Here is a 10,937-nt window from a genome sequence, read left to right as displayed (position 1 = left end):
GATCAACGGCTCCAACTCACCCCACTGTGCGTCTGACAGCATCACGTCTCCTCATTCGAAACCGAGAAAACGCCAAAATTCGCAATCCGTTCAGGCGACGACAGGCCCTAGGGCCGGGGAGGGAGAATAGCCGCCCTTATCCCGGCTGCCACATCGATAATCCTCAGGTACTGCGTCGCGCTGACTATGCAGCAGCAGTCTCATCAGAACGAGCTGCGAGGAGATCGCGCTCATGATAGACAAGCTGCTTGCCGGCCTTGATGGCTGCATGAGTGTTCTTCTCAGCCAACGCGTTTTGTATAACTGACATAAACGAGGCGGCGCTGGGCATCATTTTCATGATATCAACAGCTTGGAGGAAGAAAAGATTTTCCACTTCGGCAGGATCTTCAGACAGGTGGAGCACCTGAAGGGTGACGCATAACTTCTTGCACGGTGTATCTGCCTCGCTCTCGTGTATGATCTCTCCTTCACGGAGGAACTTGCACTGGTTCTCGATCAAGAAATTGCTGTTTCTGCTGCCGTTCCTGATCGAAGCGCCGTTGATAATGAGACGCTCAAATGGCTTCAGTGTGATGCGAAGCGGCATAGCCAGATCCTTTTGATGGGCCATGCGTTCTTGGCAACGAAGTTTTAATTATTCGGAAACGCGCTTCGCTTTTCGCAATCGATTTAAGTCGGCATCAACATCTGGCTGTTATCCCTATTCGGCCGCGACAAGGCGGTTTCGATCCGAATATGGATTACTGCAAATGTCTTCCAACATCACGCTCTCAGCTGCGACACGCCAGAACCTGCTCTCGCTGCAGGACACTGCTAGCCTGCTGTCGACGACGCAGAACCGCCTCTCGACCGGTAAGAAGGTGAACAGTGCGCTCGACAGCCCCGTCAATTTCTTCACTGCTCAGTCCCTGAATTCGCGTTCCACTGGTTTGTCGAGCCTTCTTGACGGGATCAGCAACGGCATTCAGACGATCCAGGCTGCTGCAACGGGCATCACCAACCTGCAGAAACTGACCGATCAGCTGAAGTCGACTGCTCAGCAGGCGCTCTCAGCTACGTCTGCCTTCACCTCCAAGGCGACGCTTACCTCGAAGGCGCTCAACGGCGCTGTCGATACCAACCTGCTCTCCACCGGCCCGACCGAGGCGCTGAGCAACGTGCCCAGCATCGTCGGCGCCGGCGCCGCTCAGGTCACCACCGGTACAGTCACCACTTTGACCGATGCAAACATCGGGGCTATGACCGGATCCAAGACTCTGAAGATCGACGGTGTCGACCTGACTCTTGACTTCGACGGGCCGATCACCACCCAGGCGACCCTAACGAACTCCATCAACACGCAGCTGTCGGCTGGTGGCTCTTCCGTCACCGCGGCCATCACCGGCGATACGCTCGTGCTGACTGGCACGGCGACGAGCGGCCGCTTCCAGGTGGCCAGCGGCCAGGGTGCGACTGACCTGCTCGGTGCCACGCCCGCTCTCACGACGCCGGCCACCATCACTGCCGCCAACCTGACCGGCTCGACGAAGGCGCTCGCGCTTGGATTCGCGGACGGCGACAGCTTCACGGTGAATGGCTCCTCCGTCACCGTGTCCAGGACGGACACGCTCGACACCCTAGCCCAGAAGGTGGTCTCCGCAACCAAGGGCGAAGTCAGCGCAACTTTCGATGCAACGGCTGACAAGTTCACCTTTAAGGCCAAGGACGCCAAAACGGCCGTCAACCTCGCTAACGGCTCGACTGCCACTGCCCTGGTGTCAAATCTGGGCTACACCGCGACCACCCAATTCGCCTCCGGCAAGGGTACGCCGACCTCGACGGCCGATCTGGCCAACAAGGTTCTGACGGTCACGGTCGGCACAGGCGCTACCGCTAAGACGACCGCCCTCACCTTCGGAACTGGTGCCGGCCAAGTCTCAACCCTCGACCAATTGAACGATGCCTTGGCGCCCGCCAACGCACAGGCATCGATCGACTCCACCGGGCGCCTCTCGATCTCGACCAGCAACGACGCTGGCTCGCAGCAGTTGAAGCTCGGCGGCGATGCCACGGGTGCCGCTAACTCGTTCCTGACTACGAATGCTACTGCCACGATCGGCGGTGACGGGCAGGCGGCACGCAACAAGCTGGTGAACGACTATAACAATCTGCTCACGCAGATCGATCAGATGTCGAATGACTCCAGCTTCAATGGTGTCAACCTTCTGCGCGGCGATCAGATGAAGATCTCGTTCAACGAAGAGCAGAGTTCATCTATCAATGTAAAGGGTGTCGCAACCACAGCCGAAAGCTTGAAGCTGAAGGCGGTGACGGCCGACGACTTCAAGGATAACTCTTCAATCAACAACGTGTTCTCCTCGATCAAATCGGCGGGCGATACCTTGAAGTCTCAGGCTTCGACTTTTGCGTCGAACCTTTCGGTCGTGCAAAACCGGCAGGACTTCACGAAGCAAGTGATCAACGTTCTCGACACTGGTTCGGCCAACCTGACCAACGCAGATCTGAATGAAGAGGCAGCTAACTCGCAGGCGCTCTCGACCCGCAACTCGCTGGCAATCTCGGCGCTGTCTCTGGCCAACCAGTCGCAGCAGGGCATCCTGCAGCTTCTCCGCTAACCGCTCCGTAGCTTCGTAGTTGGAACGGCCAGGGCACTGCCTTGGCCGTTTCTTTTCGCTTTGTTAACCAGATCCCTGAAGTCTGCGCCGAGGGATAAAACCTAGGATTAGGTATGTCGCGGCAAGCAGCCTCGCATGGCGATCTGTCATCGGCACCAGAGGCCGAGACCATATGTGAGCGCATCTATATGCTCTTGCAGTGCATTCACGATACTAATGAGCATAATAAACTTGAGAATGAAATCGTTGTGCTGGTAAATGAATTGATGTCAGTGACAAGAGCGTATGATGTCTTGTTTTTGTATCTTCATGACAGCTTAATAGATCTAAATTTTGGGAAGGCCTTGCAAGTAGGAAAGCTGCTGCTTCAGCATGGGGCAGTGCTTAATAGCATTGCGTCCGAAAGTTTTATCGGGCGCCCAGGCCTCCTAAACTGAGCCTTACAGAAATCCACCGCCTGCGTGATCTTTGAAGACGTTCGCCCTTCGGATGTAGCCGACGACGGTGCGCGGATCGCGGTGTCCCCTCACGTTCATGATGCGCGCAAGATCCGCGCCCGAGCGCGACACCGGTCGGAACAGAGGCGCTACAGGAAGTCGATGCCCGCGTGATCTCGGAACGGATCACGCTTTCAGACCGAGCCGCGAAGGGTCCAGCGAGGAAGGCCAGCCCGAGACAGATCGTCGGCGCTGGTGGGCCTTCGCCCGGTGCTAAGACGAGGGCAGTCCCGGCCGGTCATGCCCGCGCGCTGCCCCTGCCGCAGGGAGGGTTTCAGGAGCATCCCGACTTCTTCGGCTCAGATGATGCCTGGGTCTCGCTCGGTGCCGCCCTGGAATACGCTGGCGGGCTGATGCCGCCCAAGGTTGCTCGCGCCGTCAGGCTGGCACAGCGGGCGCGCTCGATGACACAGGAGGCGGTCGCCCGACATATCGGGATCTCGCGTCCGCAGCTGGCGAATGCGTTGCAGGGGCGGTTCGGGCTCAGCCGGAGCGCCGCGGCGAACCCGTGTGCGTGGCTCGCAGCCGCCTAAAATCAGCAAAGATCATTAGCCATCACACCGCGAGCGAAGCGAGGATGCTCCTGCCCGAGGCGCGCCAAGCTGCGCACGATCGCAAGAACCTCACGGCGCATCTGATCGTCCTCAATTTCGGCAAAAGCTCGAAGCAGATCGACAGCGCCGTCGGTGGGTAGGAGGGCGGGCTCGCACAAGCTCCAACAGATTTAACCCTACAGGTAGGTGGCTGGATCTATGAGTGGGCGAGAGACGTGGCAAAAGCAAACCAGACCAGAGTGTTCATAAGAAAAGGAGAGATCTTTTTCCTGAATGACGCACTCATACGGGCGCACGACTCCGTTAATATAGAGATTATGATTTCAGATACATTCCTTATGCCAAGTCAAATTGTTTCAGAAGGCAGTTTAGTGTCGCCTCTCCATAAGGCATACTACTTTGTACAGCAGATGTTGATCGAGCCTGTTTTCAAGGATCGCTGGCAAAATAGCCTATATGCCTGTCTCGTTGATGTGCCGTTGGACCTTCGAGAAAAGGTACAAGAAGCTGAACAGGCAGGGAATTTGCAGAAGGCGCTTGGAACAATTCGTCAAGAGGTAAAAAATCTGCGAGCCCACTGAACTAGCCGATGGCCAACAATTTGGCCGAAGGAGTTATTAACTGTTGTGCATCATCACGTTGTCGCTCCTAAATCTTTTAAGCGCTTGATAACTGCTGCCATCTAGAACCGGAGGGCCGGTCATGATCGCGTTTGAAAAAACGCAGCGGCAGTCAAAGCGCGGTGGAGCAGACTTAAGAGTCTGTAGGCATGATGCCGATCTATCGAACCGGTGAGAGCCCGAGGTGTAGTGCGTTGCAGGTTAGGCTCATTCGCTGAGCCTATAGGCATGATGCCGTTCTGCTTTCCCGGTGTGAGTCCGGATGTCCTTCTGCTCACTTCTCCCGTTTTAGGATCGAAGCACTGTGACCAGCCTGCTCACTAATAATTCCGCGATGACAGCGCTGACGACGCTGAAGAGCATCAACACTCAGCTCGACGCGACTAGCAATCGCGTTTCGACTGGCCAGCGCGTCTCGAACGCCGCGGATAATGCCGCCTACTGGTCGATCGCCACGACGGTTCGCACCGATAACGCTTCACTCTCGGCTGTGAAGGACTCGCTGGGCCTCGGCTCCTCGGCGGTCGACACCGCCTATAATGGTCTGAACTCGGTCCTGTCCGACCTGCAGAATATGCGCGCCAAGCTGCAGACCGCCCTGCAGCCGGGCGTCGATCGCTCGAAGGTGCAGACTGAAATCGCGGCGCTCCAAAGCAAGATGAAGGCGACCGCCGACTCCTCGAACTCGTCGGGTCAGAACTGGCTCTCGGTCAACTCGTCCACGTCCAACAGCGCCTACCAGGCGACGCAGAAGGTTGTGGCGGGCTTCTCCCGCGACAGCGCCGGCACGATCAACTTCTCGATGATCAATGTGAACGTGCAGAGCATCAAGCTGTACGACACCAATTCGACCAGCGTCACGACGGCGGCGACGAACGCGAAGATCGCCGGCACGACCTCATTGACCGGAACGGGCGCCTTCAGCGCCGGTGCTGGCACCGCTGACTTCAGTGGGCCGAACGAGGTGAGCATGACCTTCACGCTGGGCGCGACCTCGACGACGGTAAATCTGAACGCTGCCGCGCTGAAGTCGGCCGCGAAGGATCTCACAAAGGTCACGACCGACGAGTTCCTGTCGGCCCTCAACAACCAGATCGCCGCTTCCTCGCTCAGCGGCAAGATCTCGGCGGGCCTCGACGATGCTGGCCGTCTGACCTTCACCACCACCGACACGGGCGCCTCCACCTCTCTGGACGTCAAGGTCGCCAACCCCTCTGCCACCAACAAGAAGCTGATCGACGTCGGCTTCGGTACGACCGCCGGTGTGGCAACTTCAGCTATCGTCACGGGCGGTCAGTTCACCACGTTCGATCTCTCGGGGTCTAACTCTAAGACCATCTCCATCAACGACGGCACGACCACGAAGAACATCACCCTGAACGCAGCGAGCTTCACGGCACTCGGTGCTGCAGCCACCTCGGCGAACAACACCGCCGTCAACGGCGCCGACATCGCCGCGATGCTAAACACCACGCTCTCGGCGGCGACGGCGAGCAAGGTGAGCGCCTCGTTCGCGGGTGGTCGCCTTACTCTGACAAGCTCCGACACGGGCGTTGCCAGCACGGTGACCATCGCCGGTGCCGATGCGGCTGGCTACGGGTTCGCGGCCGCTACGACGAACGGTCTGGCCGCCAGCACGGTGGTGGCACGGACGGCGTCAGGTACCAATGCCGGCACGACGCAGGCCCAGGGCATCCTCGACACCAATGTCGGGACCTACAACGCGCAGTTCGGTGGCGGTAGCTACTCGATCACCGACATCGACATCTCGAAGCTCGTCGGCACCAACGGCGACGCTGACCTCTCCGCGGTGATCACCGCAGTGGACAAGGCAATCTCGAAGGTGACTGATGCCGGCACCAAGCTCGGTGCCAGCAAGACCCAGATTGACGGTCAGAAGTCCTTCGTCGACACGCTGATGAAGGCCAACGACCGCACCATCGGCATCCTGGTCGACGCCGACATCGAGGAGGAGTCGACAAAGCTGAAGGCGCTTCAGACCCAGCAGCAGCTCGCGGTTCAGGCGCTCTCGATTGCCAACTCGGCCAGCCAGACCGTCCTCTCACTCTTCCGCTAAGCAAAATAGAAAACAATTAGGAACGGCCGGGCGAGTCCCGGCCGTTTTCGTTTTCAGGTCCTATAAGCCGTAGGGGCCGCGGAACAGGTCGCCGAGCGCCTTTCGCCTGAACAGCGTCCACCAGCGCCGCCGCATGTGTTCCGGTCGATCGTGGAGCATGTGGCAGCGCTGACACCATGCTGCGAGGTTCGCCGCGGAGTTGTCGGCTGTGTCGTGGTTCCGGTGGCCGGTGGCGAGCACGACCCGCGTTGTTCGGATCTCGCCGAGCACGTCGGCCGCATCGACCTCGATGCAGACGAGCCCACCCGTCCCATCGCGCCAGGAGGCCGCCTCGTCGTCCCACCAGCGCCCATCACCGAGGCAGAACACCGTGCGCCCGTGCGGACGCTGGCACGCTTCGCACCGCCCCTTGGCGCGGCCGAAGCGGATCACCGCCGAGAGCTGCGGCCAGTCGATTGGGTAGAAGAAACGGTGCTCGCGCCGGATCGGCATGGCAGGACATCGAGGCCAATGGCTACGCTTCTGCGTAGGCTGCGGCGCCGGCCCTGGTCGAGTGGCAAGAAATCACGCCCGACGAATAAGCGCCGTCGGGCGCGGCAGAGATTAAGCTACCGCTTGCCGTCGCCCCGACGAACGCGGCGCGCGCGTCACGGTGTACGGAGCCGCCAGCGCTTCGAAAGGAAGCTTCCAGGCCGCGCTAATGCCCCGGATCATATCGAGCGTCAGAGCCCGCTTCCGGTTCATGACCTCCCGCGTGAACAATGGCGCGCCGTCCTCCCTATCGCGACCAAGGGCTGTTCCCCTCGGAGGCAGAGATCGCCCGCCGTCTCAGCCAAGATCCGACAGACTGGATGGCGAAGGCAATCGTACTGGAGCGTGACGGGCTCCCGCGCATCGATCCGTTGATGGGCGCCCGCTACTGGCCGGCTGTGCTGGGTTACTGGAGTCGGCGCTACGGTCTCTCCCACGTCGAGGTCTCCTGCCTCGACGGACAGGAGAACCTCGATGTCCTCTGAACTCAACGCACCTGGCCTGAAGCGCCGCAAGCGCAAGAATGGCCCCGATGTCGGCTACTGGGTCGCTCGCACCGACCTCGTGAAGGCCGGCTACCGCCCGGAGATCGTGCGGCTGCCCTACGGCCTCGACGATCCGGCACAGTACGCGCTCATCACGGCGACGTGCATGCGCCTGCAAGCCGAGATGCTGGAGTGGTCCTCCGGACGTGGGCGCGAAAAGAACTGCTTCGACGGCACAATTCGCGGCCTCTCGCGGCGCTATCAGGTTGACGAGGCGAGCCCGTTCCGCCGGATCAAGCACACGACGCGTGAGAAGGACGTTCACGTCCTCCGTATCATCGAAAAGGCTTTCGGTGACCGGGCACTGGATGCCCTGAAGCTGGAGGACTTTTGGCGCTGGTACAACGCGGCCAAGCGGCCGAAGTCGCCCGGCGGACCCGAGCGAGTGCGCCGTGCCTGGGGCATCATGAAGAAGCTCCGGGAAATGGTCTCTTATGGCGTGTCGGCCGAGTTGGCATGCTGCGCCAGGGTGAAGGCGATCCTAACCGAGGTGCGGTTTCCGCAGCCGGCCCGGCGGCGCGTCACGCTCGATCTTGCCCATGTCGAGGCCTTCATTTCGATGGCCACCGAGATGGATCGGCTGTCGCTGGCTCTTGCTACGGCCCTCCAGCTCGACACGGCGCTTCGGCAGAAGGACGTGATCGGGGAGTGGGAGCCGATCCCGGCTGGCGACGCCGCCACCGGCATCGTCCTCAACGGCCATTGCTGGGTGGGTGGCCTGACGTGGGCCGATGTGGTGCTCGACGGTATCACGCGAAAAGTGACGTCGAAGACGGGCGCTATCGCGGCGCACGATCTGACGCTCTGTCCGCATGTCCAGGCGGTCGCCGCGCAGATCCCAGTCGAGCGCAGGGTCGGGCCTCTGATTGTCGATGAAAAGGCTGGCCGGCCCTACGCCGGAGACGCCTTCGGTCGCGAGTGGCGGGTCGTGGCACGTGCGGCCGGCATTCCGGATGCAGTCTGGAACATGGACGCGCGGGCTGGGGCCATCACGGAAGCCGAGGATGCGGGCGCCGATCTCGACGATACCCGGGCCGCCGCAGCTCACACACAAGCTTCGACCACGGCGCGCTACTCGCGCGGCGCAGTCGGCAAATCACGCAAGGTGGCGGCGCTTCGTATCGCCAGTCGAGGCGTGAAGAACGGCGCCTGAACAGACCATAGGGAACGCGGTGGGGAACATGGGGAACGCGAGGTCAGCGATAGGGCATTGAAAAGGCTGACGCTTCAGCAGATTAGGTGGAGCGGGCGATCGGGATCGAACCGACGACATTCAGCTTGGGAAGCTGACGTTCTACCACTGAACTACGCCCGCATCCGGCCGCGCTCGGCGCAGTGACCTGCCCTCGAGCCGGAGCGTGCTTTTCGAGCGGCAAGGCTTCGAAAGCACTCCATTTTCATAAGCGATGGCGGGCGCCTGTCCACCCCTAAAATGCACCTGCGCCGGGTCGCGTCATCCGTGCGCCGGCGCTGCGGCCGGCGATCAGCCAGTAGACGAGGCCGGAGGCGATGCCCGTCACGAGAAGGATCGCGGCGAGGCGTGTCTCCGCGCCCGCTGCCGCCGCGCCGGCGGCCGGCGGGGGGCCGCCGCGGGCAAGCCAGGGCAGGAGCGCCGTGAGTAGTCCTGCCGCGCCACCGTACCAGAATGGGGAGCGCAGACCGAGCGTCTCGCCCACGAGCGCAACCAGCGTCGGCGGCAGGATCAGCAGGAGGCCGAGCGCCTGGGCGAGGAGGATCACGGCCATCACCGCCATGTCCGGCGGAAGGCCCTGCGCGAGATCCGACAGGCCGGAGAAGAGTCCGACGAGGCCAAGTTGGCCCAGCGCATCGCGGAAGGTCGGATCGAGGAGCACTCCGGCGCCGAGGGTCAGCGCGCCGGCCGGAATCGCCAGGATCAGGGCGATGACGGAAAGGAGGAGGCGTCCGAGCCACGTCATCGGTGATCGGGTCCTTCTCTCGCTCCGCCGGAGCCGGCGCGGGAGAGATCGATAAGCCGGCCGAGCCGGACAGGGCAACGGCTTCCGCTCTGCGTCCGAGGCACTTGTCCGGTCACCCATGCGCCGTGCGCGGGGCGCGGGGATGGCACCCACCCAAACGATTGGGCGGATGCCAGCGAACCGCTCAGCAATCGAGCGTGGTGTCGCGCTCCCATTGCGTCAGATGGCGGCAGTAATCGTCCCATTCCGTGCGCTTGAGCTTGAGGTAGCTCGGCACGAAGGCGCCGAGCGCCTCGTTGAGGACCGGGCTCGCCTCCAGCGCGCGAAGCGCGTCGAGCAGGTTGAGCGGCAGGCGCTTCACGCCCTCGACCGTGTGGCCGTCGGTGTACATGTTGATGTCGAGGCGCTGGCCCGGATCGCGTTGCTGACGGATGCCGTCGAGGCCGGCGGCGAGGATGCCGGCCTGGAGCAGGTAGGGGTTGGCCGCACCATCGGCGAGGCGGAACTCGAAGCGCCCGCCATCGGGAATGCGGATCATGTGGGTGCGGTTGTTGCCCGTATAGGTCACGGTGTTGGGCGCCCAGGTCGCGCCGGAGGTGGTGCGCGGTGCGTTGATGCGCTTGTAGGAATTCACGCACGGGTTGGTGAGCGCGGCGAGCGCGTCGGCCGAGTGGATCAGGCCGCCGATGAAGTGGTAGCCGATCTGCGACAGGCCGATCTCGTCCGAGCGGTCGGAGAAGACGTTCTGGCCATCGCGCCAGAGCGAGACGTGGGCGTGGCAGCCCGAGCCCGTCAGGTCCATGAAGGGTTTCGGCATGAAGGTCGCGCGGAAGCCGTGCTTCTCGGCGATCGAGCGGGTCATGTACTTGAAGAAGGCGTGCCGGTCGGCGGTCACGAGCGCGTCGTCGTAGTCCCAGTTCATCTCGAACTGGCCGTTCGCGTCCTCGTGGTCGTTCTGGTAGGGCTTCCAGCCGAGGCTCAGCATCGCGTCGCAGATTTCGGTGATCACCTCGTAGCGGCGCATCAGGGCGGATTGGTCGTAGCAGGGCTTGGTCTGCTTGTCGGCGGTGTCGGCGGGCTCCGAGCCGCAGGGCGTGATCAGGAAGAACTCGCACTCGACGCCGCTCTTCATCTGCAGCCCCTCGCGGGCCGCTTCCTTGATCAGTCGCTTGAGGATGTTGCGCGGGCCCTGCTCGACCGCCTTGCCGTTCATGACGAGGTCGGCGGGCAGCCAGCCGACTTCCGGCTTCCAGGGCAGTTGGATCAGCCCTTCCGGATCGGGCATCGCCAGGAGGTCGGCATCGGCCGGGCTCATGTCGAGCCAAGTGGCGAAGCCGGCAAACCCCGCGCCGTTGCGGCAGGTGCTGGCGATCGCGGCGGCCGGCACCAGCTTGGCGCGCTGGGTGCCGAACAGGTCGGTGTAGGAGACGAGGAAATACTTGATGCCGCGTTCCCGGGCGGCGGCTTCGAGTTCGTGCGTCATTGCAAGAATCCTCCCGGCTTGGTGGTTCGGCCCCATCGCCACAAAAGAAAGAGGGCCGCCCTCGAAGCCTCGGGA

The 10,937-nt window shown here is 62.0% G+C and carries 9 protein-coding genes and 1 tRNA gene; 5 read left to right on the top strand and 5 right to left on the bottom strand.

Going from position 1 to position 10,937, the window contains the following annotated elements; genetic code table 11:
• Positions 1 to 184: 184 nt before the first annotated feature.
• The gene (locus tag MFF24_RS06480) at positions 185 to 589 is read right to left on the bottom strand and encodes a flagellar biosynthesis repressor FlbT (protein ID WP_238223333.1); all 405 of its coding nucleotides are present in this window, start codon (positions 587 to 589) and stop codon (positions 185 to 187) included.
• A gap of 163 nt (positions 590 to 752) precedes the next feature.
• Between MFF24_RS06480 and MFF24_RS06475 the strand changes: the two genes are divergently transcribed.
• The 3 genes from MFF24_RS06475 (at position 753) to MFF24_RS06465 (ending at position 6,366) form a co-directional block, all read left to right on the top strand.
• Positions 753 to 2,618: a flagellin N-terminal helical domain-containing protein gene (locus MFF24_RS06475; RefSeq protein ID WP_238223308.1), complete on the top strand. Its 1,866-nt coding sequence runs from the start codon at positions 753 to 755 to the stop codon at positions 2,616 to 2,618.
• Between the two features lie 1,266 nt (positions 2,619 to 3,884).
• Positions 3,885 to 4,250, top strand: a complete 366-nt coding sequence (locus MFF24_RS06470; RefSeq protein WP_238223299.1) for a flagellar biosynthesis repressor FlbT — start codon at positions 3,885 to 3,887, stop codon at positions 4,248 to 4,250.
• A gap of 343 nt (positions 4,251 to 4,593) precedes the next feature.
• On the top strand, positions 4,594 to 6,366 hold the full coding sequence (locus tag MFF24_RS06465; protein WP_238223298.1) for a flagellin N-terminal helical domain-containing protein: 1,773 nt from the start codon (positions 4,594 to 4,596) through the stop codon (positions 6,364 to 6,366).
• A gap of 60 nt (positions 6,367 to 6,426) precedes the next feature.
• On the opposite strand, the gene MFF24_RS06460 is transcribed toward MFF24_RS06465, so the two are convergent.
• On the bottom strand, positions 6,427 to 6,858 hold the full coding sequence (locus MFF24_RS06460) for a hypothetical protein (protein ID WP_238223296.1): 432 nt from the start codon (positions 6,856 to 6,858) through the stop codon (positions 6,427 to 6,429).
• 269 nt (positions 6,859 to 7,127) lie between these two features.
• On the opposite strand from MFF24_RS06460, the gene MFF24_RS06455 reads away from it, so the two are divergent.
• Complete coding sequence (locus tag MFF24_RS06455) at positions 7,128 to 7,382, top strand: hypothetical protein (RefSeq protein WP_238223294.1); 255 nt, start codon at positions 7,128 to 7,130, stop codon at positions 7,380 to 7,382.
• A gap of 79 nt (positions 7,383 to 7,461) precedes the next feature.
• Positions 7,462 to 8,595 carry a site-specific integrase gene (locus MFF24_RS06450; protein ID WP_308445592.1) on the top strand — a complete coding sequence of 378 codons (1,134 nt, stop codon included), beginning with the start codon at positions 7,462 to 7,464 and terminating at the stop codon, positions 8,593 to 8,595.
• Between the two features lie 87 nt (positions 8,596 to 8,682).
• On the opposite strand, the gene MFF24_RS06445 is transcribed toward MFF24_RS06450, so the two are convergent.
• The 3 genes from MFF24_RS06445 to glnT all read right to left on the bottom strand — a co-directional run bounded on the left by MFF24_RS06445 (position 8,683) and on the right by glnT (position 10,862).
• Positions 8,683 to 8,757: transfer RNA gene (locus MFF24_RS06445), tRNA-Gly, on the bottom strand.
• A gap of 112 nt (positions 8,758 to 8,869) precedes the next feature.
• Positions 8,870 to 9,379, bottom strand: a complete 510-nt coding sequence (locus MFF24_RS06440; RefSeq protein ID WP_238223291.1) for a hypothetical protein — start codon at positions 9,377 to 9,379, stop codon at positions 8,870 to 8,872.
• Between the two features lie 184 nt (positions 9,380 to 9,563).
• Complete coding sequence (gene glnT / locus MFF24_RS06435; protein WP_108939655.1) at positions 9,564 to 10,862, bottom strand: type III glutamate--ammonia ligase; 1,299 nt, start codon at positions 10,860 to 10,862, stop codon at positions 9,564 to 9,566.
• Positions 10,863 to 10,937 lie beyond the last annotated feature (75 nt).

It is taken from the genome of Methylorubrum aminovorans (assembly GCF_022179725.1).
GTDB lineage: Bacteria > Pseudomonadota > Alphaproteobacteria > Rhizobiales > Beijerinckiaceae > Methylobacterium > Methylobacterium aminovorans.
This window is presented reverse-complemented; position numbering and strand designations above follow the sequence as displayed.

Excerpts from the sequence above, each read along its gene's own strand:
- MFF24_RS06475 (WP_238223308.1), top strand. The coding sequence starts at position 753 with ATGTCTTCCAACATCACGCTCTCAGCTGCGACACGCCAGAACCTGCTC.
- MFF24_RS06480 (WP_238223333.1), bottom strand. The coding sequence starts at position 589 with ATGCCGCTTCGCATCACACTGAAGCCATTTGAGCGTCTCATTATCAAC.
- MFF24_RS06460 (WP_238223296.1), bottom strand. The coding sequence starts at position 6,858 with ATGCCGATCCGGCGCGAGCACCGTTTCTTCTACCCAATCGACTGGCCG.
- MFF24_RS06455 (WP_238223294.1), top strand. The coding sequence starts at position 7,128 with ATGGCGCGCCGTCCTCCCTATCGCGACCAAGGGCTGTTCCCCTCGGAG.
- MFF24_RS06440 (WP_238223291.1), bottom strand. The coding sequence starts at position 9,379 with ATGACGTGGCTCGGACGCCTCCTCCTTTCCGTCATCGCCCTGATCCTG.
- glnT (WP_108939655.1), bottom strand. The coding sequence starts at position 10,862 with ATGACGCACGAACTCGAAGCCGCCGCCCGGGAACGCGGCATCAAGTAT.